Source organism: Actinoalloteichus sp. AHMU CJ021 (assembly GCF_002895405.1).
GTDB lineage: Bacteria > Actinomycetota > Actinomycetes > Mycobacteriales > Pseudonocardiaceae > Actinoalloteichus_B > Actinoalloteichus_B caeruleus.
Genome location: NZ_CP025990.1, coordinates 1663323 through 1687962 on the forward strand (window position 1 = coordinate 1663323; position 24640 = coordinate 1687962).

18 protein-coding genes and 1 tRNA gene are annotated in these 24640 nt (G+C 73.6%); 10 read left to right on the top strand and 9 right to left on the bottom strand.

Annotation, left to right across the window (positions count from 1 at the left end):
- Positions 1-11: 11 nt before the first annotated feature.
- Positions 12-1217: a phosphoserine phosphatase SerB gene (gene serB / locus C1701_RS06845; protein ID WP_103056985.1), complete on the bottom strand. Its 1206-nt coding sequence runs from the start codon at positions 1215-1217 to the stop codon at positions 12-14.
- Positions 1218-1415: 198 nt separating this feature from the next.
- Positions 1416-3194: an aa3-type cytochrome oxidase subunit I gene (ctaD, locus tag C1701_RS06850; RefSeq protein ID WP_026417209.1), complete on the bottom strand. Its 1779-nt coding sequence runs from the start codon at positions 3192-3194 to the stop codon at positions 1416-1418.
- A 362-nt stretch (positions 3195-3556) separates the two neighbouring features.
- On the opposite strand from ctaD, the gene C1701_RS06855 reads away from it, so the two are divergent.
- The 4 genes from C1701_RS06855 to C1701_RS06870 all read left to right on the top strand — a co-directional run bounded on the left by C1701_RS06855 (position 3557) and on the right by C1701_RS06870 (position 7700).
- Positions 3557-4321: a LamB/YcsF family protein gene (locus tag C1701_RS06855; RefSeq protein ID WP_248783750.1), complete on the top strand. Its 765-nt coding sequence runs from the start codon at positions 3557-3559 to the stop codon at positions 4319-4321.
- 386 nt (positions 4322-4707) lie between these two features.
- Positions 4708-5328: a 5-oxoprolinase subunit B family protein gene (locus C1701_RS06860; protein WP_337662173.1), complete on the top strand. Its 621-nt coding sequence runs from the start codon at positions 4708-4710 to the stop codon at positions 5326-5328.
- On the top strand, positions 5325-6296 hold the full coding sequence (locus tag C1701_RS06865; protein WP_103055706.1) for a biotin-dependent carboxyltransferase family protein: 972 nt from the start codon (positions 5325-5327) through the stop codon (positions 6294-6296). The genes C1701_RS06860 and C1701_RS06865 overlap by 4 nt, the downstream gene beginning before the upstream one ends.
- Before the next feature lie 288 nt (positions 6297-6584).
- Complete coding sequence (locus C1701_RS06870; RefSeq protein WP_103055707.1) at positions 6585-7700, top strand: hypothetical protein; 1116 nt, start codon at positions 6585-6587, stop codon at positions 7698-7700.
- Positions 7701-8828: 1128 nt separating this feature from the next.
- Here C1701_RS06870 and C1701_RS06875 read toward each other — a convergent pair.
- On the bottom strand, positions 8829-9674 hold the full coding sequence (locus tag C1701_RS06875; RefSeq protein ID WP_103055708.1) for a putative RNA methyltransferase: 846 nt from the start codon (positions 9672-9674) through the stop codon (positions 8829-8831).
- Between the two features lie 288 nt (positions 9675-9962).
- Here C1701_RS06875 and C1701_RS06880 point away from each other — a divergent pair, with 288 nt between their 5' ends.
- Entirely contained in the window at positions 9963-11225 is a 1263-nt protein-coding gene (locus C1701_RS06880; protein WP_103055709.1) for an MFS transporter, read from the top strand.
- A gap of 322 nt (positions 11226-11547) precedes the next feature.
- A tRNA-Ala gene (locus C1701_RS06885) sits at positions 11548-11623 on the top strand.
- A 504-nt stretch (positions 11624-12127) separates the two neighbouring features.
- Here C1701_RS06885 and C1701_RS06890 read toward each other — a convergent pair.
- From C1701_RS06890 to C1701_RS06900, 3 genes are all read right to left on the bottom strand, one after another.
- On the bottom strand, positions 12128-12868 hold the full coding sequence (locus C1701_RS06890; RefSeq protein ID WP_026417216.1) for an MBL fold metallo-hydrolase: 741 nt from the start codon (positions 12866-12868) through the stop codon (positions 12128-12130).
- 501 nt (positions 12869-13369) lie between these two features.
- The gene (locus C1701_RS06895; RefSeq protein ID WP_337662174.1) at positions 13370-13792 is read right to left on the bottom strand and encodes an ArsR/SmtB family transcription factor; all 423 of its coding nucleotides are present in this window, start codon (positions 13790-13792) and stop codon (positions 13370-13372) included.
- Positions 13789-14265 (bottom strand): hypothetical protein, encoded by a 477-nt coding sequence (locus C1701_RS06900; RefSeq protein ID WP_035291273.1) that lies wholly within the window; start codon positions 14263-14265, stop codon positions 13789-13791. Before C1701_RS06900 ends, C1701_RS06895 begins: the two co-directional genes overlap by 4 nt.
- Positions 14266-14527: 262 nt before the next feature.
- On the opposite strand from C1701_RS06900, the gene C1701_RS27200 reads away from it, so the two are divergent.
- A complete protein-coding gene (locus tag C1701_RS27200) occupies positions 14528-14719 on the top strand; it encodes a VOC family protein (RefSeq protein ID WP_211237445.1) in 192 nt (63 codons plus the stop codon).
- A gap of 203 nt (positions 14720-14922) precedes the next feature.
- Here the strand turns inward: C1701_RS27200 and C1701_RS06910 are convergent, their stop codons facing one another.
- Positions 14923-15894, bottom strand: a complete 972-nt coding sequence (locus C1701_RS06910) for a LysR family transcriptional regulator (RefSeq protein WP_337662175.1) — start codon at positions 15892-15894, stop codon at positions 14923-14925.
- Positions 15895-15990: 96 nt separating this feature from the next.
- On the opposite strand from C1701_RS06910, the gene C1701_RS06915 reads away from it, so the two are divergent.
- Entirely contained in the window at positions 15991-17268 is a 1278-nt protein-coding gene (locus tag C1701_RS06915) for an MFS transporter (protein WP_103055710.1), read from the top strand.
- A 158-nt stretch (positions 17269-17426) separates the two neighbouring features.
- Here the strand turns inward: C1701_RS06915 and C1701_RS06920 are convergent, their stop codons facing one another.
- Positions 17427-17873 carry an RrF2 family transcriptional regulator gene (locus tag C1701_RS06920; RefSeq protein WP_016698686.1) on the bottom strand — a complete coding sequence of 149 codons (447 nt, stop codon included), beginning with the start codon at positions 17871-17873 and terminating at the stop codon, positions 17427-17429.
- Positions 17874-18014: 141 nt separating this feature from the next.
- Here C1701_RS06920 and C1701_RS06925 point away from each other — a divergent pair, with 141 nt between their 5' ends.
- Positions 18015-19136: an NADH:flavin oxidoreductase gene (locus C1701_RS06925; protein ID WP_103055711.1), complete on the top strand. Its 1122-nt coding sequence runs from the start codon at positions 18015-18017 to the stop codon at positions 19134-19136.
- A gap of 219 nt (positions 19137-19355) precedes the next feature.
- Here the strand turns inward: C1701_RS06925 and C1701_RS06930 are convergent, their stop codons facing one another.
- Complete coding sequence (locus tag C1701_RS06930) at positions 19356-20240, bottom strand: alpha/beta fold hydrolase (RefSeq protein WP_030104090.1); 885 nt, start codon at positions 20238-20240, stop codon at positions 19356-19358.
- 573 nt (positions 20241-20813) lie between these two features.
- On the opposite strand from C1701_RS06930, the gene C1701_RS06935 reads away from it, so the two are divergent.
- Complete coding sequence (locus tag C1701_RS06935) at positions 20814-24365, top strand: BTAD domain-containing putative transcriptional regulator (protein WP_337662176.1); 3552 nt, start codon at positions 20814-20816, stop codon at positions 24363-24365.
- Positions 24366-24640 lie beyond the last annotated feature (275 nt).

The window sequence follows — 24640 nt, forward strand, 5'->3', positions numbered from 1 at the left end:
GCCCGGCCGGCTCAGGGCTGGAGCGGGACTCGGCTGACGACGCCGTCCTCGCTGTCGGCCGCCTCGATCTCCGACCGGGTCACGCCGAGCACGAACAGCACCGCGTCCAGGAACGGCGCGGACAGCGAGGTGTCCGCCACCTCCCGCAGGGCCGGTTTGGCGTTGAAGGCGACCCCGAGGCCGGCCGTCGTGAGCATGTCGATGTCGTTCGCGCCGTCACCGACCGCCACGCACTGCGACAGGGGGACGTCGAACTCGGCGGCGAACCGGCGCAACGCCGCCGCCTTCTCCGCGCGGTCGACGACGGGACCCACCACCCGCCCGGTGAGACGTCCGTCGACCGCCTCCAACTGGTTGGCCATGCTGAAGTCCAGGGAGAGGTCGTCGACCAGGTGTGCCACCACCTGGGCGAAGCCACCGGACACCACCCCGCAGCGGTAGCCGAGCCGTTTCAGGGTCCGGACGGTCGTGCGGGCACCGGGTGTCAGTTCGAGGGCGCCGGCGACCTCGTCGAGCACGGACACGGGCAAACCCGCCAACACGGCCACCCTGCGGTGCAGCGACTCGGCGAAGTCCAGTTCGCCCCGCATCGCCGCCTCGGTGACGGCCCGCACCTCCGCCTCCCGACCGGCGTGCGCGGCGAGCATCTCGATGACCTCGCCCTGGATGAGCGTCGAGTCCACGTCGAAGACGACGAGCCGCTTGGCGCGCCTGGCGAGCCCGGTCCGTTCCACGGCGATGTCCACCCCGACCCGCGCGGACACCTCCGTCATCGCCGACAGCAGCCGGGCGTCGGTGTCCTCGCCGGTGTCCTCCGCGCTGACCATCAACTCCAGGCCGGTGACCGGGTAGTCGGCGACGCGGCGGATGGCGTCGATGTTCACGTCCAGCACGGCGAGCGTCCTGGCGACGGAGGTGAAGGCGCGGGCGGACAGCGGGCTGCCCAGCACCACGACGACATGGGTGGAGTCCGGCCCGGTGGCCGTGCTGGCCCGCTCCCCGATGACCACGTCGATGCGCATGCCCACCGACGCCATCGCCTGCTCGACGGCCTCCTGGAGACCCTCGGGGTCGTGCGTCGTGGACACCGACACCCCGAGGACGAGTTGCCCCCTGATGACGACCTGGTCCACGTCGAGCAGGTCCACCCCGTGCCGGGTGAGCGCGGCGAACAGCACGGAGCTGACTCCGGGCCGGTCGGGTCCCGTCACGGTCATCAGCACGGTGGTGTCGGCTGCGCTCACTGCTCCGGTGCTCCTCGTTCGCTCGTCCACCCGCCGGCCGTGCGGGACGGCGGGGACCTCCGGTCCGGCCGGGTCCGGATCGACCGTACTCACCGTCCCGGTCCACGAGAAGAGCCCCGCGCCTCCCTGTGGCGGGAGTCGCGGGGCTCGTCTCGGATGGTGGATCGTGGGTCACTTCTCGCGGGGGTCCTCCGACCGCTCCTCCGGCGGGACCACCTTGTTGGCGGTCCGCTCGGACGGCGCCGCCGGGCCGTCCTCGTGGCGCCCGTGCCTGCCGCCGGTGTGCGCCTCCAACCGCATCCGCTCCAACATGTGCGGGTAGTGCAGCTCGAAGGCGGGCCGCTCGGAGCGGATCCTGGGCAGCTCGGTGAAGTTGTGCCGGGGCGGCGGGCAGCTGGTGGCCCACTCCAGGGAGTTCCCGTAGCCCCACGGGTCGTCCACGGTCACCCGCTCGCCGTACCGGTAGCTCTTGAAGACGTTCCAGATGAACGGCAGCGTCGAGGCACCGAGGATGAACGCCGCGATCGTCGAGATCACGTTGAGCGTGGTGAACCCGTCGGTCGGCAGGTAGTCGGCGTAGCGGCGGGGCATGCCCTCGTTGCCCAGCCAGTGCTGCACCAGGAAGGTGCCGTGGAAGCCGATGAACGTCGTCCAGAAGTGGAACTTCGCCAGCCGCTCGTCCATCATCCGGCCCGTCATCTTCGGGAACCAGAAGTAGATGCCGGCGAACACGGCGAAGACGATGGTGCCGTAGAGCACGTAGTGGAAGTGCGCCACCACGAAGTAGCTGTCCGACACGTGGAAGTCGATCGGCGGGGAGGCCAGCAGCACGCCGGACAGACCACCGAAGAGGAAGGTCACCAGGAAGCCGACGCTGAACAGCATCGGGGACTCGAAGGTGAGTTGGCCCTTCCACATGGTGCCGATCCAGTTGAAGAACTTCACACCTGTCGGTACCGCGATGAGGAACGTCGTGAAGGCGAAGAAGGGCAGCAGCACCGCGCCGGTCGCGTACATGTGGTGCGCCCACACCGTCACCGACAGCGCCGCGATGCCCAGGGTCGCGAAGACCAGGCCCTTGTAACCGAACAGCGGCTTGCGGCTGAAGACCGGGAAGATCTCACTGACGATGCCGAAGAACGGCAGGGCGACGATGTAGACCTCGGGGTGGCCGAAGAACCAGAACAGGTGCTGCCACAGGATCACGCCGCCGTTGGCGGGGTCGAAGACGTGCGCGCCGAGGTGCCGGTCCGCCATCAGGCCGAACAGCGCGGCCGTCAGGATCGGGAACGCCATCAGCACCAGCAGGCTGGTGACCAGGATGTTCCACGTGAAGATCGGCATCCGGAACATCGTCATGCCCGGCGCCCGCAGGCACACGATCGTCGTGATCATGTTGACCGCGCCGAGGATGGTGCCCAGACCGCTGACCAGCAGACCCGCGATCCACAGGTCGGCGCCGAGGCCCGGGGAGTGGATGGCGTTGGACAGCGGGGTGTAGGCGAACCAGCCGAAGTCGGCCGCGCCACCCGGCGTCAGGAAGCCCGCGACGACGGTGAGACCGCCGAACAGGTAGAGCCAGTAGGACAGCGAGTTCAACCGGGGGAACGCGACGTCCGGCGAGCCGATCTGGATCGGCATCAGGTAGTTGGCGAAGCCGAACAGCACGGGTGTCGCGAACAGCAGCAGCATGACGGTGCCGTGCATCGTGAACAGCTGGTTGTACTGCTCCTGGGACAGGTACTGCATCCCGGGCAGCGCCAGCTCGGCGCGCATCAGCATCGCCATCGCACCGCCGATCAGGAAGAACCCGAACGCGGTGACCAGGTACATGATGCCCAGCTGCTTGTGATCCGTGGTGCGCATCATCCGGAGCAGGACGGAACCTTTCGGCTCCCTCCGCGCCTTGTACGGGCGCGTGGCTATCGGCTGTGGAGCGACGGCCGTCACGGTGCCTCCTGCACTGGCATGTAGACCCTTCTCACCTGCGCGGGCGACCCACTGACGGGCGCTCACGACACCACGGATCGTAAACCGGAGCCTCGTTCACCTCTCACTTGGGCTGTAGGCGTACTAGACATCGCCAGCCGGTCGGGTACCAGAACCGCAGGTGGCGGGAGGACGTCACCGTTCCGGCGGGTGAGGGACGCACCGGATGGCTCGCGGGGCGCGGTCCGTGCCCCGGAGTAGCCGTCGGCGGCGGCACCCACCACGCCGGCGCGGGCGGCGCCCGCGGTCTGGTCGTCGCCCCACGGGGTCGGGTCCGCCGCCCCTAAGGTGGGCGCCGTCAGGGCACGGGAGGTGGAGCGGCCGTGGAGCGACCCAGGGTGGACCTCAACAGCGACCTCGGTGAGGGCTTCGGTGTGTGGCGCCTCGGCGACGACACCGCGCTGCTGGACGTCGTGAGCAGCGCGAACGTCGCATGCGGCTTCCACGCCGGGGACCCCTCCACCATGCGCCGGGTGTGCGCGGCGGCCGCCGACCGGGGCGTGACGATCGGCGCGCAGGTCTCCTACCGGGATCTGGCGGGCTTCGGGCGCCGCTTCGTCGACGTCGAACCCCGGGAACTCGCCGACGAGGTCGTCTACCAGCTCGCGGCCCTCGACGGGTTCGCTCGGATCGCCGGAACCCGCGTCCGCTACGTCAAACCGCACGGCGCGCTCTACAACGCCGTGGTGACCCACACCGGGCAGGCGGAGGCGCTGGTCGCGGCCGCGCGGGACTACGACCCGGACCTGGCCGCCCTGGGGCTGCCCGGCTCGGAGTGGTTGCGCCTCGCCGAGGAGGCTGGGCTGCGCACGGTGCGGGAGGCCTTCGCCGACCGCGCCTACCGCCCGGACGGCTCGCTGGTCCCGCGTCGCGAACCCGGTGCGGTGGTGCGGGACGGGGACGAGGTCGTCCACCGCGGCCTGCGCATGGTCACCGAGGGCGTGGTCCGGGCCGTGGACGGCACCGACGTGGCGGTACGTCCCGCCTCGCTGTGCGTGCACGGGGACACTCCCGGCGCGGTGGCCCTGGCGACGCGCGTCCGGGACGCCCTGCGGGACGCCGGGGTCGAGGTCCGCGCGTTCGGCTGACCGGCGGCGCGCTGGCCCGCCGCCCGGCCCTGGGCCGACGCGCGGCCGGTGTGCCCGACCGACGGTCCCACCCGCGCGGAACCCGTCCGCGCCGGACCGCCCGGTGGCGGGGCGCCGCCCCACCCACGCCTGCCCGCACGACGCGCTGAGCGCGCCCCGTCACCCGGCACAGCCAGCACCCGCTTCCGTTGTGCGGCCGCACGACCTCCGGCCCCGGGCCGCGCCCTCCCGCTGGCGGGGGACTCCTCGGAGGCGACGGCGAGCGCGACATGGGGGACGATGGGAACGGACACCCAGCGACGACGCCGAGCCGGGCCTGATCCCGGTCCTCGCGGACGAACGGGAGGGCCATGCCACCATCCCCCACGTCGACGGCACGAGATCTGGTGCGCGCCACCCGAGCGGTGGGTGACAGGGCGTTCCTCGTGGAGGTCGACTCGCTCGACGAGGTGGAACGGCTGCGGCGGGCACTCGCCGACCGCCCGCCCACCGGGATGACCGAGTGCGTCCCGGCGGCGCGCACCCTGCTGCTCCGCTACGTCGACGCGGGCACCGGCCGGGCGGCCCTGCTGTCCGAACTCGACGAGATCGAGGTTCCCGCGCCCTCCCCGGCCAGCGAGGGCGAGGAACTGCGGGTGCCCGTCCGGTACGACGGCGCCGACCTCGACGAGGTGGCGGAACTGACCGGTCTCACCAGCGCGGAGGTCGTCGCCAGGCACACCGCCGCCCGCTACCGCGTCGCGTTCTGCGGCTTCGCCCCTGGTTTCGGCTACCTGGTCGGCGGCGACCCGGTGCTGCGCGTGCCCCGGCTGCCCTCACCCCGCGTCCGGGTTCCCGCCGGAGCGGTGGCGGTGGCCGACGAGTTCTCCGCCGTCTACCCGAGGGAGTCCCCCGGTGGTTGGCGGCTGCTCGGCCACACCCAGCTGCCCCTGTGGGACGCGCAGCGCGACCCGCCGGCCCTGCTGACGCCGGGCACGGTGGTCCGCTTCGAGGAGGTGGCGTCGTGACCGCACCGGAGTTCGGTCGTGGGAGTCCCACCACCGAGGACACCGGGGAGGGGGCGGTGCCGGTCCCACGCGTCCCCGCGTCCCGGCGAGGGGAGACCGAGGCCGCCGGGTTCGACGTCCTGGTGGCCGGCCCGTTGACGACCGTGCAGGACCAGGGCCGCCCCGGCTACGCGGCGATGGGCGTTCCCCGGTCGGGTGCCGCCGACCAGCCGAGCCTGGAGCTGGCGAACCGGCTGGTGGGCAACCCCGCGTCGGCCGCGGCGCTCGAACTGACCTTCGGCAGCCTGGCGGTGCGGTTCCGCCAGGCGGGGCTGGTCGCGCTGACCGGTGCGTCCTGCCCGATGTGGCTGGACGGCAGGCCCGTCGGCATCCACTGCGCGGTCCCGGTGCTCGCCGGGCAGGTGCTCAGGGTGGGCGCCCCGGTCGCGGGGCTGCGCGCGTACCTGGCCGTGCGGGGAGGGGTGGCCGTCGAACCGGTGCTCGGCTCCCGGTCCACCGACCTGCTCTCCGGGCTGGGGCCACCGCCCCTCTCGACGGGCCAGGTCCTGCCGGTGGGCAGTGCGGGCGGCGCGTGGCCGGCCGACGTCGTCGCCCCGGTGCGGTGGCTGCCGTCGCCGACGGACCTCGTCGCCCTCCGAGTGAGGCTGGGTCCCCGCGACGACTGGTTCCCGCCCGAGGCGCTCACGCGCCTGGCGCACGAGGAGTTCCGGGTCACCGGGGAGTCCGACCGGGTCGGCATGCGCCTGTCCGGCCCAGAACTACGGCGCTCCGACGGTCGCGAACTGCCGTCCGAGGGCATGGTGGCGGGAGCGGTCCAGGTTCCTCCCGACGGCCAACCCGTGCTGTTCCTGGCCGACCACCCGGTGACCGGCGGCTATCCGGTGGTCGCGGTCGTCGTGTCCGAGGACGTGCCGCTGGCCGCGCAGTGCGTTCCCGGTCAACGGGTGCGGTTCCGACCGGTCCGCTGAACGGGGCCGGCCCGCCCCGACGCCCTCCCCACCGCCCCGGCCCTCGACCGGGCGCGGTCGTCCTCGGCCGTCCCGCCCAGTCGTCGACCCCACCGGGGCTCCCGGAGCAGCACCCGTTCCACGCCCCATAACCGGGGCCGTCCCGCGCCGCCAGCGGACACCGGAGGTTGTCACCGATCAGGTGGCTGGCCGCCCGGATCGGTCCTCCCGATCACTCCGTGATCGACGAGGGGCCGTGCCCACCGCTTCGGGGGCGGCGAACACCGGGACCGAGGAGACGAACGACACATGACGCTGCGGCGGTGGTTGCTGGTCGGGTCCACCCTGTTCTTCGTGTTCGGGGTGGTCGCCGGCATCACGTGGACCGACCCGGACGGGCTTTCCCAGGGAACGGGCGCCCCGCCGGCCGGCCGAGGCGTGCCGTCGGCGGCCGATCCGAGCGGCGACCCGGGGGCGCTCCCCGACGAGCGACCGGAGGCGCTCTCCTCGGGGAGCGCCGGGTGGCCGCGGCCGCTGGCCCCCGCCGAGCGGGCGCCCCAGCTCGTCCTGCTCGCGGTCGAGGGCACCCCCTCGCCGGCGGAGTGGCGGCGGATGACCGAGGTGGCGACCACCACGGGTGCCGGTCTCACCGTGTTCCTCCCCGCCTCGGCGATCGACGACGCGCACGCGGAGCGGCGCGCGGGTAGGGCGCCGAGCAGCGACTCCCCGGTGTTCCGCGCGCTGGGTGAGGGACACGAAGTGGGGCTGCTGGTGCGGGGCGCGGACTGCGCGAGCCCCCGGCACCCCGCCAACCCGGAGGCGACGATCCGGCGCGCCGTCTCCCAACTCGCCGAACTCGGCGGGCAGGACTCGCCGTTGCCCGCGCGCACCGGTGTCCTCCTGCGGTGCGCGGAGCCGACCTCGCCCACCCCGGGACTACCGGCCCGAGTCGACTACACCACCTGGGGCCGCACGTCGCTCCCCCAGTGGCCGGAACGGGAGGACGGACGGTGGGTGCTGCGGGCCCTCGACCTCGGCCACGACGGTGACGGCGCGACCGGGGCCCGTCGGGACAGCGCGACCGCCCCCGTGGCCACCGTGCCGGCCCGAACCCGCATCAGGGACCTGCACGACTCGACCCGGGGCTCCAACCGGGCGCCCCTCGTCCTGACCACGCGGTCCACGCGGTGGTCGGACGAGCTGTTCGTCTCCGCTCTGCGGGAGGAACTGCTCGGTGTCTGCCCGGCCGAGGAGACGGTGTGCGCCACCCACGCCCAGGCCGTGGAATGGCTGGACCTCCAGAACCGGGACACCCTGCTGGCCTACCAGCGGATGGTCGTCCCGCACGCCGACCAGGCACCGGGGACGCCTGCCGGGGACGAGGCGGAGGACCGAGGGCGTCCCGGCGGAGCGGGAACCTGGTGAGGCGGGTGCGGCCGCGAGTGTCATCGGCCGCACCCGCCGTGGACGCCGACGGTCGCGGATCGGCTCCCAGTGTCACGCGACCCGGCGCCGGCCCCGTCAGGCCGCGTAACGCGGTGCGGGGAGCTCGCCCACCAGCGTGCCCGGCTGGTCCTCGCCGATCACTCCGATGACCTGCGTCGGCCAGTCCGAACCCCGGTGGGACCGAACCGCCGGCCGCACCCGAACCTCACTCGCCCGACAGGAATCACAGCACGCGCATTCGTAACGACGAAGGGTGGCGCTCGCGAAACGCGCCACGGAAACCACCGCGAACTCGTGGCTCCCGACCACGCAGGAACAACCGTTCCCCAGGACAGCGCGATCACGCGCCGAGCGGACTTCATCGCCCAAGGTAACGTCCATGCCCTCTCCTACCGGTCCCGGAGGACCGAAATCGTGACGTCGCCGCCCGGACGTGCCGCGAGAACGGCACACGGAGCGGTTTCACCGCCCCGCCGCACGGAGACCTGGAATGGAAACTTCCCCTCAACGCCCTGACCAGAGCACCTGGCGAGCGATTCGACGGTTCACCGGAGCCGCGCCGGGCCACCACACCACCGAACAAAGAGGACTCCGCCGCAGAATATCCCACCAACCAAGAAGCACACAAGACATCGGGAATCACTTGCGTTCACATCTACTTCACGTCGACGAACCAAGCACGTGACCTGCGCAATTCGAAGGAAACCGCGCGGACCACCCCGACCACAACCCGCATCCGCGCCGAGGTTTCCCGTTCTCGACCACCGCCACCGAAGGGCGAACCCCAGAAAACGAGAAAACCAGGTGATTCACTTCACAACGGAGCAACAATCGGGCTCGACGCTTATCGGGGGACGAATCCACTGCGGACGGCGATCACCCTGTTCCGCTCCGTTCCCGAGAAGCCCGAGGGGCACCGGCGCGAAGGTGCTCCGGACCGCGACCGTCCCGATCTGGGACGGGACCCGGGAACGCGACCCCGACACTCCTGACTCCCGAACGGGCCACCGGCTCCCGGAGAGGACACCGCGCCGGCGACGGCACGGAGCCTCGGATCAGCGCCCCCGGACGGCGCCCGGAGCGCCCACCTCGCCGACGCGAGGGCGGTCACCGCGGGTGGTAGACCGAGAGCGCCACCGCGCCGGTGACCGCCACCACCTCGGGCCGTCCCGCCAACCACGACGAGACCTCGACCTCCTGGACGTGGTGGGCGCTCGGCCCCATGCCCACCAGCCGCCGCACGTCCGCGTGACCGAGGGCCAGCCTGAACTCCACCTGCTCGCGCTCCACCAACCGGAAGTGGGCGCCGAGCTGGTCGTCCATCCGCTCCTGCTTCCTGCTGTCCACCCCGACCAACCCCAACGGCCCCACCAGCTCGGCGAGGTGGTGGTCCTCGGGCGTGACCACCAGCAACACGCCGTCCGCCGCCAGCACCCGGCGCATCTCCGCCGGGTTCCTCGGCGCGAACACGTCCAGCACCAGGTCGACCGCGTGGTCCCGCACCGGCAACCCCGCCCAGGCGTCGGCGACCACCGCGCCGGCCCTCGGGTGGCAGCGGGCCGCGCGCCGCGCCGCGTACCTGGACACGTCCACCGCGACGCCCCGGGAGCCGGCCAGCCGATCGAGGACACCCGCCAGGTAGTAGCCGGTCCCCGCGCCCACCTCCACCACGCACGCGCCCTCGCGCCCCGGCTCGACGGCTGATCCGGCGGCGGTGGCGACCAGGTCGCGGATCGGCGCGTAGTGGCCAGCGGTGAGGAAGTCCGCCCGGTCGGCGACCATGCCCGCGGTGTCCCCACCGTGCCCGGAGTGGCGTCCGGTCAGCAGGCTCACGTAGCCCTGCCGGGCCACGTCGAAGTGGTGCCCCTCCTCGCAGCGCAGCCCCGACCGGGTCGTTGAACAGGCCCGATGGCAGTGCGGGCAGGCCAGGACATCCACGACGTCGGAAAGCACGGGACGGGAACCTTCGGGGACTGGGGGACGGTGACTCGCGCCGCTCAGCCTAGGCAGCGGCGGCACCACCCCCGTGACGGGCACCCGGGCGGCTCGCGGTGGCTCGCCTCACAACCGGTTCTGGGAAGCGGGCGATCTCGTGCACGGTTGGGCAGAGGGTGCCTCAGGGTCGAGGTCCCGCACTCGGAAGTCCTCCCCTCCCCGGGTGACCTCCCCACCGCGCCGGTCACCCACGTCGTCACCCGCACGACGGGCCACCACTCGCCTCACCACCGATCTGGAGAAGTCGTGCCACTCGCCCTCCTCGCCCTGGCCGTCGGCGCCTTCGGCCTGGGCACCACGGAGTTCGTCATGATGGGCCTGCTGCCGGAGATCGCCGCCGGCAACGAGGTGTCCATCCCCACGGCGGGCCACCTGATCTCCGGCTACGCCCTCGGGGTCGTGATCGGCGCGCCCGCGCTCACCGCCGTGGGGGCCCGCCTGCCCAGGAAGACGATGCTGCTCGGCACGATGGCGTTGTTCACCGCGTCGAACCTGGTGTCGGCGCTGGCCCCCAACCACGAGACCCTGCTCGCCACCCGGGTCCTCGCCGGGCTGCCCCACGGGACGTTCTTCGGCGTGGGCGCCGTCGTCGCGGCCAGCCTGGTCGCCCGCGAACACCGGGCGAAGGCGGTCTCCATGATGTTCGCCGGGCTCACCCTCGCGAACGTCGTCGGCGTGCCACTCGGCACCCTGCTCGGGCAGCAGGTCGGTTGGCGGTGGACCTTCGTCATGGTCGGCCTGGTGGGCGCGGCGGCGCTGGTCAGCGTCGCGGCCCTGGTCCCCCGGCAGCCCGCGCCACGGGACGCGGGCATGCGCCGGGAGCTCGGGGCGTTCCGCCGGCCCCAGGTGTGGCTGGCGCTGGGCATCGTCACCTTCGGCTTCGGCGGGACCTTCGCCTGCTTCAGCTACATCACCCCGATGATGACCGACGTCGCCGGTTACGACGCCGGCAGCGTGACCTGGCTGCTGGCGTTGTTCGGCGTCGGCATGACGATCGGCAACCTGCTGGGCGGCCGGCTCGCCGACCGGGCGTTGATGCCCAGCCTGTACGGGTTCCTCGCCGGCCTGGCCCTCATGCTGGGCCTGTTCGCCTTCACCGCGCACGACAAGGTGCTCGCCGCCGTCACGATCTTCCTGATCGGCGTGACCGGCTTCGCCGCCGGCCCGACGGTGCAGACGCTGATCCTGGACCGGGCGGAGGGCGCGCCGAGCCTGGCGGCCGCCAGCATCCAGTCCGCGTTCAACATCGCCAACGCGATCGGCGCCTACCTGGGTGGGCTGGTCATCAGCGTTGGGCTGGGCCTCACCGCTCCGAACCTCGTCGGCGCGGGGCTGGCGGTGGTGGGCCTGGGCATCGCGGTCGTCTCCGGGGTGTTGGCCCGCCGGGAGAACGCGCGCGAGGGCGGCGGACCGACCCCCTCCGAGGGTGATGGCTCCACGGGTGCCGAGCTGCCGGCCGCCCCGGCTGGCGGGTTCGGGGAGCGGGCCACCTCCCCGATCGGCCGCTGAGCGACCCCCGGGGCACCACCCGCCCGCCGGCGGCCCCCAAGAGGGGAGGACCCCACCTCGGGCGGCGCCGAGGGAGGCGGCGGCCGGGCCCGGGCTGGGAGGAAGGCGGCGAGCCCGGCAACCGCACGTGTCCGGGCCCCGCAGCGGGCGCCCCTTGGCCCCAGGACCGGCCCGCACGCCGGACCGTCCTCGTTCCCGCAGCTCAGGACGGTTCTCCCCCAGCTCGACGACGCCGAGGCACCCCCCTGCGCACACCCCTCCAGGGGTGTTGTACTGTATCCCTGCGAGCGAACGGAGGGGGTCCTCCGGGAGCGAGTGACACGGGGCTGTGGCGCAGCTGGTAGCGCATCACACTGGCAGTGTGAGGGTCAGGGGTTCGAGTCCCCTCAGCTCCACCACCATCGAAACCCTCCTGATCGGGATCACCATCCAGGTCAGGAGGGTTTTTCGTGGTTCGCGGACAGTTGCCGTTGACATTGACCCGCTGGCGCTGGGTCGGTCCAGCCGGTGCGGATGGCGCCCGTCCGGGTCCTCACCGGCCGCCGTCCTGAAGGACCGCGACATCGTTCCGGCCGCGACGTCGACGAGGATGCTGACCACCGTCTCACTAACGACCGTCAGGGTCAGTCCGCGTCGAGAGGATGGTGACGTGTCCGGTGCGCACCAGTTCCTGGTCCTGGCGGATGCGGACGCGGATCGACTCAGTCATCCGCCACCACCCGGCGGGATCAGGGCGTGGACGCGGAACCCGCCGTCCGACCCGGGACCGGCCACCAAGTCGCCAACGGGTGCGCTGGAGGAACGGGTTCGGCCTCGGTGACCCCGCGCCACGGCGCCCGCCCGCGGCTAGCCCGCCCTGACGTGACGGGACGCGGACGACGGGCATGCGGGTGCTCTCCCAGCTAGGAGGGGCCGTGCCGCCGGGCCAGCTCCACCAGACGTTCGGCCCCCGCCGTCCAGTCGTCGCCGTGCCCAACCAGCACGGTCCGCGCGCTGGTCTCGGCTATCGCGTCCAACGACTCCAGCGCGCGTTCGGGGTCGACGGTGGCGGCCCCGGAGACGATCTGCGGGCCCGTCGTACCCCGGTACGGGTTGAGGGTCACCACCGCGTCACCGGCGATGACCGCGTCTCGCTCGGGGAAGTGGAACGCGCAGTGGCCCAAGGTGTGGCCGGGGGTGTACAACACCCGAGGGCCTCCCGGGACCACCAGCTCGGTGTCCCGGATGCGGTGCACCTCCTCCACCGGTTTCGGCCACCACGCGCGGTTCCTCACGAATCCGGCGACCAGCGGCGCCGCCCTGAGCTGGGTGGCCAGGTACCAGCTGAGCGGCCGGGATCGGCCGTACTGGCGGGGGTGCCGGGTCAGCGGGACGTCGTTGTCGTGGACGAGGACGGGAACCCCCAGCTCGGACCGCATCCGCTCGGCGAAGCCGAGGTGGTCGAAATGCCCGTGGGTCAGCACCAGCGCCTCGACGTCCTGGAGACGCCTGCCCAGGTCGGCCAGCGCCTGCCGCAGTGGTTCCCACGAGGTCGGGAGCCCGGCGTCGACGACGGTGAGGCCGTCGTCATCCTCCACGATGAACCAGTTGGTGTGGGCGTGCTCCACGCGGTGGATACCGTCCGCGACGTTCCTGCGCAACATGTCGCTCTCCTGGGTCGGGGCTCGCGTCGGTCCTCACGGCGCCGGATCACGGCCGGGGGCGAGCCACGCCGGCCGCTCTCGCCGTGAACCCATGCACGGGGGCTACCCGAGGACTCCCACCACATTCCGGGCTCGCGGAACCGGCGGAGGCGAGGCGCATGCCAGGAAGGACCTCGCTCTCCCGTCGCGCCTCACGTCGACGCCGCCCTCCGCCACCCCGAGGAGGGAGTGCGACGCGCGGTCGTCCGTGGCGAGTCCGACGTGCCCAGGGCGGGGCAGCCGCTGCTGGTCCGCCACGGAGGCCGGTCGGGGGGCCCGCGGCGCGAGGTCGGGCGGGGTGATGTCGATGTCCTGTGAGCGGACGCGGGATGTCGTCCCCGCATGGCCGTGAGGCGGGACCGTATCCGCCCTGCCTTTCCGGCGTGGCGACCCCTGTCATGGCGCGGCCCCTCTGGATCGGGAGGTGACCCCGAGGGGCGGCTGCCAGGCCAGGAGGCCTGATCAGCTGGTGGGCCGTGGGTTGGTCGGGCCGTGGCGGCCCAGTGGCGCGACGCACTCGCCGAAGCCCGGACCACCGCTCACCCCGGGCTGCCCTGGCTCGGTTCCCGACGTCGCCCGCTCCCGGAGGAGTTCCAGCCGCCGGTCCCAGGCCGCGGCCATCAGGCCCAGCTGGTTGGCCGCGGCACCGAGCCGTGTTCCCACCGCCCTGTACCGCAACTCCCGACCGTGTCGCTCCCGCTCGACCAGGCCGGCTCCCCGAAGGATCTCCAGGTGGCGGGAGATCGCCTGCCGGGTGACGGGCAAGCCCTCGGCGAGGGCGGAGGCGGAGGCGGCACCGGCCTCCAGCCTGCGGAGGATCGCCCACCGCGTGTCGTCCCCAAGAGCGGAACAGATCTCCACGACCGTCCGGTCGGGCCCGTTCACCGCGCCGTCCGTCCGACGTGCCGGTGGAGCGCCGCGAGTTCCTGCCGCCAGCCCTCGGTGTTGTCGTCGAGCATCCTGCGCCGGAGCAGTGCGGTCTCGTCCAGCTCCGCGAAGCCGCTCTCCACCACCCGCAGCCGGACCGAGGAGGTACCGACGGGTCGGAGGAGGAACTCGACGAGCGTCGAGTTCCCAGGCCCGAGGGCGGCGACGCGCCCAGCCTCCGAAGGGCCGCCGTACCAGCGGAAGGCGATGTACTCGTGGGGACGGCTGTCGACGGTCTCCACGGCGAAGACGCCGTGCTCCGGGTCGCGGACCAGGACCCGGGCGTCTCCGTCGGCCCGGAGCTCGTGCGGGGTGATCTCGCCGCCGTTGATCCACCAGCCCGGTTCGGACACCAGGTCCCAGACCACTCGAGGTGAGGCCTCGATGAGGATGTCCCGCTCGATCCGGTCCTCGTTCCCATCCCGCGACATGCAACCAGTCTATTGCATGAACGCTGGATTTAGTGCAATCATCCTGTTGCACTTCACTCCAGGAGGTACGAATGCCCAGTCCCCGGTTCCGCGGTGGCCCCAACATCGCCATGAAACTGCCCGCCGCGCGCTTCGACGACACGGTCGCCTTCTACCGGGACGTGCTCGGTCTCGACGTCACCGAGGAACCATCGGCGGCGACCGGGATGGTCTCGCGCTCGGTGCGGGTGGATTCGACGCCTACACCCTGTGGCTCGACCGGGTGGACAACTACGCGCACTCCGACATCTGGCTGGAGCTGACCACCGACGACCTCGACGACGCCGTCCGACACCTCGCGGCGCACGGCGTCGGCACCAACGACGAGCTGGAGGAGCTACCGCCGGGAAGCCGAGCCCACTGGGTGTGCGCTCCGACCGGGGTGCCGCACATCCTGCACCCGCACACGTCATGACCAACCGCCGCGCCACCTCGGCCAGCCAGCGCACTGCGTGACGGGCCGGGTCCGACGGCCCGGCGGGCTCGTGGGCTGCCGCCGCCCCGGGACGGAGGGCCTCAAGCCCTCGCCCCGCCCCCTCCTCCGAAGGCGCGGCGCGGCCCGCCGCCCCACCCGAGCGGAAGCCCCGGTGGTGGCCGGTGGCCCACCCGGCACCCGCGTCAGCCCACGACGACCGGGGACGCCGACCTTCCGGGCCCCTCCTCGGCCGCTGTCGCCGCCCGAGCTCCCGCTGGGGCGACCGTGAAGGCGGTGCGCAGCAACCGCGCCAGGGTGACCAGCTGGTCGCCACCCCGATCACGGCGCCACACCAACCCGAGCTGGGAGGACGCCTCCATGCCCGTCACCGGCAGGAAGCGAACGTCCCGGCGCGCCGCGCGGTCCGCGAGCGGACGGCAGACCAGCATCACGTGCTCTCCGCCGGCGACCGTCGCGAGACCCTCGTGGATCGTGGAGATGGCCACGGACGAGGAGATCGGCAGGCCCGCCGGCGTCGCGCGCGGCACCCTCGCGGCCATCCAGTAGTCGGGTGCGTCGCCGAGGGGGCGGACGACGTCCCACTCCGCCAGCTCCTCGACCGTGACCGACGTCCGGCGGGCCAGCGGGTGGTTCGTCGAGACCGCCAGCAGCCGGTCCTGCGGGGGGAACCGGTACCCGACGGTGAGCGAGGCCTCGTGGCATGGCAGCTCCACCACCGCCGCGTCGACCCGACCCTCCACAACGGCGGTGAAGGGCGAACCCAGCGGTACCTCGCTCAGCGCCATCGACACCCCGTGCTCGGCGCGCAGCGACCGGAAGGCCTCGGTGATCTCCTCGTAGACGTCGCCGTGGAAGCCCACTCGCAGCTCACGCAGCTCACGCCTCCGCGCGCGATCACGCGCTCGGGAGTAGACCGCCGTCAGTTCCTCGTAGGCGGGACGCACCTCGTCCACGAACTGGACCCCGAACCTCGTCAGCGCGACCCGCCGGCTGGTGCGCTCGACCAGCCGGACCCCGAGCCGCCGTTCGAGTTCGGCGACGAGCTGGCTGACCCGGCTCTGCGAGTACCCGAGCCGCTCGGCGGTGCGGCCGAAGTGCAGCTCCTCCGCCAGCGTGAGCAGGCACTCGATCTGGTGCAGGTTGGCCTGGTGCACGGCACCCCCCTCCGACCGCGTTCGATCAGCTCAGCTTATCGATCGGCGAGGAGATCGCCGTTGTTCGGCGGCCGTCCCGTTGCTTGCCTGGGGAGCATGAGTTCCTCCGCTTCCGCCGGGACCCGCTCCCACCACACGACCGCCTGGCAGTGGGTGGCGCTGGCCGTCCTGTCCCTGTCCACCTTCGTGGTCGTCACCTCGGAGATGCTGCCCGTGGGCGTGCTGACGCCCATGGCCGAGGGCTTGGGGGTCGGCTCGGGAACGGCCGGGTTCAGCCTGACGATCACCGGCCTGGTCACGGCGGTCACCGCGCCGGTGGTGCCCCGCGTGCTGGGTGGGGTGGACCGGCGGTGGGTCCTCGCGGTGTCGATGGTCGTGCTGGCGGCCGGGAACGCGCTCACCGCGGTCGCGGACGGGTTCGGGCTTCTCGTGGTCTCCCGCGTCATCCTCGGTCTGGGGATGGGAGCGGTGTGGGGGCTGGCGGCGGCGGTGGCCCCGCGCCTGGTCGGGCCCCGTCATGCGGCGCTGGCGGTGTCCTGCGCCGTCAGCGGGGTCGCGGCAGCCTCGGTGGCCGGCGTGCCCGCCGGCACCGTCATCGGCGACGCCTTCGGGTGGCGGGCGGCGTTCGTCGCGCTGGCCGTGAGCGCCGTCGTCCTGGCCGCCGCCCTGCTGGTCACGCTGCCCCGGTTGCCCAGGCCTCGGACCGGGCCGGCCGTTGGGGTGCCGGCCGGCCGGTCACCACTGGCTTCGAGGGCGGTCGTCGGCGGACTGGCCGTGGTCGTCGTCCTCGTCACCGCCCACTTCGCCGCCTACACCTACGTGCGCCCCGCCCTCGAGGGGCACGGGATGACGGCCGGCGGGATCGCCGTGGCGCTCCTCGTCTACGGGGTGTTCGGACTGGTGGGGAACTTCGCGGCCGGGGCCCTCGCGGCGCGGCGGCCGCGCGCGACCGTGCTGCTCCTGGCCGGCGGCATCGCCGCCTCCGTCGCCCTGCTCGCGCCGTCGGCGGGCCTGACCGGGGTCGCCGGGGTGGCGATGGGCCTGTGGGGCCTGGCCTACGGTGGTCTCTCGGTCGCCGGCCAGCTCTGGATGCAGCGGTCGGCTCCCGACCGCGTCGAGGAGGTGACCGGCCTCTACGTGGGCCTGTTCACGGCCGCCATCGCGCTCGGCGCCCTCCTCGGGGGAGGCCTGGTCGGAGCCGTCGGCATCGTGCCGCTGCTGTGGAGCGCGTCCTGCCTCGCCCTCGCCGCCCTCGCCATCGGCCTGGCGGGACCCCGCGCCGTTCCTCCCTCCGGGAGCGGGACCGACGGGAACGGCTCCCGGATGCCGGCCGAGCTGGCGAACCACCCCGGCAACACGGGTTCGCGCACCTGAACTCCCCGGCCACGAGTGCCCCGCCGGCCGGCACAGACCAGGACCCAGCGACGAGGGCGAGCCCGACCAGCGGAGCGCGTCCCGCCTCCCAGGGCACGGGCGGTGGTCACGGCGGAGAGCCCCCTCGGCGCCCTCGCCAGCGGACCGGGAGGGTGGGGTCAACCGGCGTGACCGGGGGCGCAGTGGCTTCGGCTCGCTCGGAGGCCGTCGGCGAGCGTCTCCTGGTTGAGCATGGCCAGCACCGCGCCTTCGGCTCGTGCGGTGAGGTCCTCGAAGTAGGCGGAGGCGTGCGCGGCACCGACGCACCCGCTCTCGACCTCCGGCCGGCACACCCACAACGGCTTGTCCCCGACTGCACAGCGGTAGATCTCGGCCAGCGTGATGGCCTCGGCCGGTCGCGCCAGTCGGGTGCCGCCGGCCCGCCCCTTGATCGACTCGACCAGACCAGCGTGCCCCAGGGGGACGAGGAGCTTGCGGACCAGGCTGGGGTTGGCGCCGACGCGCTCGGCGAGCTGGCCGCTGCTCACGACCGGCGCGCCCTCCTCCTCGGCGATGGCCAGGAAGAACATGACGGCCAGCGCACTGGAGAACCTGATGTCCAGCACCGTCGCACCTCCCCGTTCGTCCCCGCAGCCTACTCGGCCACCACATGCCGAGCCGAAAACGTCGCAGACACAGTTGCATTTTCTGGCAGAAACTGTATCTTTCAAAGGAGCAATTCGTCGACCTCCCGGGAGTCCAGCCCCATGTCCACTCGCGTCGCCCAGGCCCTCGCCCGCCCGCTGACCCTGGGTTCGGCGGAACTGCCGAACCGCCTCGTCATGGCCCCGATGACCAGGGCTTTCTCACCGGGAGGCGTCCCAGGAACGGATGTCGCCGACTACTACGCCCGCCGGGCCGCGGCCGGCACCGGGCTGATCATCACCGAGGGCACCTACATCGACCACCCCTCGGCCGGGGACGTGGAGAGCGTGCCCCGCTTCCACGGCGAGGCGCCGCTCGCCGGCTGGCGCCACGTCGTCGAGGCGGTGCACGCCGCCGGCGGCCGGATCATGCCCCAGCTGTGGCACGTGGGCATCCAACGCCCCGCCGGCAACCCGCCCTTCCCGGAGGCCCCCTCGGTCGGCCCGTCCGGGATCGCGCTGGACGGCACCGAGGGAGCCGGTGAGGCCCTCTCCCCCACCGAGATCGACCGCGTCATCACCGCGTTCGCCGAAGCGGCCCACCAGGCCGAACGCATCGGTTTCGACGGGATCGAGCTGCACGGCGCGCACGGCTACCTGATCGACCAGTTCCTCTGGGAGCGCACCAACCGGAGGACCGACGGCTACGGCGGCGACCTCGTCGCCCGCACCCGCTTCGCCACCGACGTCATCACCGCCGTGCGCGAACGCGTCGCTCCCGACTTCCCCGTCGTCCTCCGCTTCTCGCAGTGGAAGGCGGACAACTACGACGCGCGACTGGCCGAGACCCCCGACGAGCTCCAGCGGCTGCTCACCCCGCTGTCCGAGGCGGGCGTGACCGCCTTCCACGCGTCCACCCGCCGCTTCTGGGAGCCCGAGTTCCCCGACTCGGGTGTCGACCTGAACCTGGCAGGGTGGACCCGCAAGCTGACCGGGAAGCCCGTGATCACCGTCGGGTCGGTCGGCCTCGACTCCGTCTTCGAACCCGCCGCCCTCTTCGCGGGTCAGGGCGCCGGCGTGGAGAGCGTCAACCGGCTGCTGGACCGGCTGGAGCGTGACGAGTTCGACCTCGTCGCCGTCGGCCGCGCGCTGCTGGCCGACCCCGAGTGGGCGCGCAAGGTCCTGGAGGGACGCGAGGAGGAGCTCACCCCCTTCAGCGCGGACGCCCTGGGCACCCTGCGCTGACCGGTTCCCCGAACGCCGTCGTCGCCCCTGGCCGGCCCGAACGGTTCGGTTCGCGCCGATACCGGTCCCGTCGGGCCAGGCGGTGGGAAGGGGCGACGACGGCCCGGCCGGTAGCACGCCGTCGGCGGGACGCCGCCGGGATGGCACGGAACGCCGGCAGGGGTGACGCCGGCACCAGGGGGCAGCCCTCCTCGTCCGGCCGACACACCGGTCGGCCGTTCAGCGCGCCAGCAGGGCGCGCAGCGCGTGGACGACCTCGCCGGGCGACTCCTCGGCCATGAAGTGCCCGGCGGACACCGTCGAGTGGGCGAGGTCGGGGGCCCACCGTCGCCACACCTCGCCGGCGTCGTAGCCGAGTGCGGCGCCCCAGTCCTGCTGGAGGACGGTGACGGGCATCCGCAGCTGGTTGCCGGCCAGCCGGTCCGCCTCGTCGTGCTCGATGTCGACGGTGGCCGAGGCCCGGTAGTCGGCCACGATGGAGGGAACCGCCTCCCGGGAGGCCCGCAGGTAGGCGGCCCGCACCTCCGCCGGGACGGCGTCCGGGTCCTGGCCCCACACGTCGAGGAAGTGGCCGAAGAAGGCGTCCGGCGCCGCCCCGATCAGGGCCTCCGGGAGCCCGGGCGGCTGGGCCATCAGGTAGAGGTGGAATCCGACGGCGGCGCTGACCCCACGCAGCACGTCCCAGGTGTCGAGGGTGGGGACGACGTCCAGCGCCGCCAGGTGGGTGACGGCGTCGGGGTGGTCGAGTCCCGCGCGGAACGCCACCAGCGCCCCCCGGTCGTGGCCGGCCAGCGCGAAGCGTTCGTGCCCGAACGCGTGCGCGAGGGTGACGACGTCCTCGGCCATGCGTCGCTTCGCGTAGGTGGTCCCGTCCGTGTCGGCGGGCTTGTCGCTGGCCCCGTAGCCCCGCAGGTCGGGGCAGAGGACGGTGTGGTCGGTGGCCAGGTCAGCGGCCACGTGCCGCCACATGAGGTGGGTCTGGGGGAAGCCGTGGAGGAGGACGACCGGGCTCCCGGTGCCCGCCACGGCGACGTTCAACTCGACTCCCCCTGTGACGGGGACCCGCTGGTAGTCGAATCCGGTGATGCGGACGTCGCTGTTCATCTCGTGTCTTCCGCTCGGGTGCGGCGTCCGGGTGACGCCGATGCCCCGAGCGTGTGCCGAGGCGATGAGCACCACGTCAGCGTTGGGTCAGCGCGGGATGAGCGTGGACCGCGCGGCGCGCCACCGCGCTGGTCTCGCCGGCCACGTGAGAACGAGCCGGCCCACCCGGCGGGGTCTGGCGCCGAATTCGGGTGCCGGATCCGAGGACGCCTGGGCTACGTGCTCTCCCCCCGCCGGGGAACTCCCCCAGAACGAGGTCGACGTCCTCCGCCGGCTCCAGCGCGAGGGCCGGGTGGTGGCCATCGGGCCCCGCCCGAGACAGCGGCCGGGTGCCCGCTCGGCGGCGCGGTGGTCAGGGCCAGCCGACTCCCGCCCACGGGCCGGCGCACCGGTCCGGCGTCGGCGGCACCGATCACGCGTCCCGCGACGGTGGAGGTGGCGCGCGTGGCCGCCGGTGCTCCCCACCGTCACTGGGACGGTGCTCGTCGACCATGCGGCGCCGGAGAACGACTTCCTCGGGGTCACCACACCCCGGCTGCCGTGGTGCCCCAGCGCGGTTACAGTGCCGGACCGGTGGCTGCGGAGAGGATGTCGGTGACCTCGTCGGTGTGGTTCTCGGTGCTCGGTCCGCTGGCGGCCGGGAACGCGGGAGGACCGCTGGCCCTGCCCGGCCCCCGGCACCGCGCGGTGTTGGCCAGGCTGCTGGTGGCGCGGGGTCGCGTCGTTCCGGTGGACCGCCTGGTCGATGACCTGTGGGATCCCGCGCCCGCCGGCGCCGTGGGAGCGTTGCGGACCTTCGTCTCGGCCTTGCGCCGCGTGCTGGAACCCGACCGGCCTCCTCGGGCCCCGGCCCGGCTGCTGGTCACCTCCCCTCCCGGGTACGCGCTGCGGGTGGACCCCGACGCGGTGGACGCGCGACGGTTCGAGGCGGCCGTCGCCGACTCCGGTGAACTGCTCGCCTCCGGTCGGCCCGCTTCGGCCCTCGCGCTGCTCGACGAGGCGCTCGGGTGGTGGCGCGGTCCGGCGTACGCGGGGTTCGAGGAGTACCCGTGGGCGCGGGCGGAGATCAACCGCCTCGACGAGTCACGGCTGGTGGCGGTGGAGCGCAGGGCGGCCGCCCTGCTCGCCGGGGGCCGGGGGCCGGAGGCGGTGCCCGACCTGGAGGCGCAGGTGGTCGGGCACCCGTGGCGGGAGGAGGGGTGGCGGCTCCTGGCGCTGGCCCTGTACCGGGGCGGGAGGCAGGGCGACGCCTTGTCCGCCCTGCGCCGCGCGCGCCGGGTGCTGGCCGAGGAGCTGGGAGTGGATCCGGGGCCGGAGTTGCGCCGGCTGGAGGCGGACGTGTTGGCGCAGGCCGAGCACCTGCTGCCGGCGGAGTGGCCGTGGGAGCGTGACACCGGCGGTTCCGACCCGGGCGGCCCCTCCTCGACAGGACGGGAGAGCCCGGTGGCACCGGCGGCGGGACCCGTCGAGCCCCTCGGTACCGATCGGGCCGGGGGGCGGTCGGGTGCCTCGACGCCGAACCGGCGCGGGCGGGCGGCCGCCGCCTCCTCAGGCCCGGCGGCGGCCGACTCGGCGCTGGGCGGCCCCGGCGGTGGTGGCCTGCCCGGTCCGCACGCGTGCCCCCGCCTGGTCGGGCGGGCGGGTGAACTGGCGGCCGTGGATGGCGCCGCGGCGGACGCGGTCGCACGGGACGGGCTGGTCCTCGCGCTGGTCACCGGGGAGGCGGGCGGAGGCAAGACCGCCCTCGCGGAGGCCCTGGCCGCCACGGTCGCGGGGCGGGGGTGGCTGGTGGCCTGGGGAGCGAACCCGGATGAGACGGGCACGGCGGAGGACTGGGCATGGGAGCAGGTCCTGAACGCCCTGGTCGCGACGGGTCTCGGCACCGCGCCCACCAGGGGCGGGGCGGCAGCCGGGGACGCGGTGGCCGCCCGGTTCCGGTGGCATCGGGAGGTGGCGCGGTTCCTGGCGGAGACGGCGGCGCACGGACCGGTGCTGGTGGTGCTGGACGACCTCCACCATGCGGGTGAGGAAACCCTCCGCCTGCTCTCCACGCTGGTGACCGGAGGAGTCACCGGGCCCGTGCTGGTGGTGGGCACCTACCGGACGACGGACCCACCGCCGCCCCTGACGAGGTTCTTGGGGCAGGTGGCGCGAGCCGAACCGGTCCGGGTGGCGCTGGGCGGGCTGGACCGGGACGAGGTGTCGGGGTTGATGGGCTCGATCACCGGGCGCCCTGTCGACGCCGCGACGGCGGCGGCGGTGCGCGGACGCACGGGCGGCAACCCGTTCTTCGTCCGTGAACTGGCCCGCCTGCTCCTGGCGGAGGGGACGGAGGCGTTGGCCGAGGTCCCACCCGGGGTGCGGGACGTGGTGCGCTACCGGGTCACCCGGCTGCCCGCGTCGGCGGCGTCGGTGCTCTCGTGGGCCGCCGTCATCGGGACCGAGTTCGACACGGCGGTCCTGGTGGCGGTGGTCGGGGACGAACAACGGGTGTTGGACGCCCTCGACCTCGCGACGGGCGCCGGGTTCCTGGTCGAGGGCGGTGTCGGAAGGCTCAGGTTCGCGCACGCCCTGGTGCGCGACGCGGTGTACGAGGAGCTGTCGGGGCCACGACGCGCTCGCGCGCACGGCGCCGTCGCCGACGTCGTGGAACGGCTGCGGCCGTGGGAGGTGACGACGATCGCGCACCACCTCGTGCTGACGGGTGACCGGGAGCGGGCGGACCAGGTGGTCCGGTACGCGCGGATCGCCGCGACGGACGCGGCGGCCCGGTTCGCCTCGGAGGAGGCGGCCCGGTGGTGGCGGCACGCCCTGGACTCGCACGACTCAGCGGTCCGCCTCCGGGGGGCCTCGGCGGAGGACGAGGCCGCCCAGGAACGGCTCGACCTCGTCCTGGGGCTCGTGCGGGCGCTCGCGGTCGCCGGCGATCTCGCCGGGGCGCGTTCCTGCCGGTCGGAGGCGCTCGACCTGGCGGAACGGCTGGGGGACGACCAGGTGGTGCGGGCGCTGACGGCCTTCGACGTGCCGGCGGTGTGGACGGCGAGTGACGACCAGCGGCTGGCCCGGCGAATCGCGGACCTCGTCGACAGGGTGGTGGTCCGCCTGCCGGCCGACCGGGTGGTCGACCGCGCCAGGCTGCTGGCCACGCTGGCCCTGGAACTGCGGGGCGGCCGGGACAGCCGCCCTCTGGCGGCCGCCGAAGAGGCGGAACGCCTGGCGAGGGAGTCGGGGGATCCGGCCGTGGTGGCCCTGGCGCTGAACGCGCGCTTCATGCAGACCTTCTGGCGTGCCGGCCTGGCGGACCAGCGGGCCGCGCTCGGCGGGGAACTGGCGCTGCTGGCCCGGGACCACTCGTTGGTGACCTTCGAGATCCTCGGGGAACTCGTGTCGCTCCAGGCACGCTCCGCGTTGGGGGATCTCACCGCCGCCGACCGCCACGCGACCGAGGCGGACCGGCTGGGCCGGGAGTACCAGTCGCCGCTGGTCGGCGTCCTCACGGCCTGGTACCGGGCGATGCGCACCTCCGTCTCGGGCCGGGAGGCAGCCGGGACCGCCGCCTACCGGGCGGCGGCGGCGCGGCTGGCTGGGACGGGCATGTTCGGGCTCGAGCGGGGTCTGCGCGAGTTCGCGTCGTTCTGCCACCGCCTCCGGTGGGACCCACCGGCCTCGGCCGGCGGGGAGGTCCGGGTGGCGGCGGGCGGCGACGCGGACGACTACGAACCCTGGTGCCGCCCGCTGCGGCTCCTGGCCGCCGGGCGGATCGCCGAGGCGCGGGAGGCCGCGTGCCGCGTGCCGGAGTCGCCTCACGACCTGTTCCTTGAGGCCCGGTTGTGCCTGCGGGCGGTGTCGGCGTCGCTGCTGGCGGACCGGGAGACCTCGGACCGGCTGTACGAGGAACTGTCGCCGGCCGAGGCGGAGATCGCCGGGGCGGGCAGTGGCCTGGTGGCGCTGCGCCCGGTGGCCCACCACCTCGGCGACCTGGCGTGGACCCTGGGGCGTCCTGGCGCGGCGGTCGAGCACTACGACCGGGCGCGTGCCCTCGCCGAGGGGGTGGGCGCGCCGCACTGGGTGCGGGCCGCCGAGCTGGCGCGGGCGGCGATCCGGCGCCGGTCGGGCCAGGGGTGAGACCAGCCCCCGGGGCTCCCACGCGGAACGAGGTCGCGGCTCGGCTCCACTGGCCGGAACCGAGGTCGGACCGCGCCGGGTCGAGCCCTGCCGGGGTGTCGGCCGTGCCCGGCGGGGCGAGCCGGGTCGGGGGCGGATCATCCGTCTGGCGGAGATGCCGGGGCCGGGGGCACCGGCGAAACGCGGGTTTTCGGCCACGGTTCCCCCGCACGGGCGGGAAGGTCGCCCGCCCGGGGGTTGGGCGGGGCCTAGATTGCTCCGGAAGAGCGCCCGCA

Coding starts and splice junctions, on each gene's coding strand:
- serB (WP_103056985.1), bottom strand. CDS start 1,217: ATGACCGTGACGGGACCCGACCGGCCCGGAGTCAGCTCCGTGCTGTTC.
- C1701_RS06870 (WP_103055707.1), top strand. CDS start 6,585: ATGACGCTGCGGCGGTGGTTGCTGGTCGGGTCCACCCTGTTCTTCGTG.
- C1701_RS06890 (WP_026417216.1), bottom strand. CDS start 12,868: ATGTTGCGCAGGAACGTCGCGGACGGTATCCACCGCGTGGAGCACGCC.
- C1701_RS06900 (WP_035291273.1), bottom strand. CDS start 14,265: ATGTCGCGGGATGGGAACGAGGACCGGATCGAGCGGGACATCCTCATC.
- C1701_RS06915 (WP_103055710.1), top strand. CDS start 15,991: ATGAGTTCCTCCGCTTCCGCCGGGACCCGCTCCCACCACACGACCGCC.
- C1701_RS06925 (WP_103055711.1), top strand. CDS start 18,015: ATGTCCACTCGCGTCGCCCAGGCCCTCGCCCGCCCGCTGACCCTGGGT.
- C1701_RS06930 (WP_030104090.1), bottom strand. CDS start 20,240: ATGAACAGCGACGTCCGCATCACCGGATTCGACTACCAGCGGGTCCCC.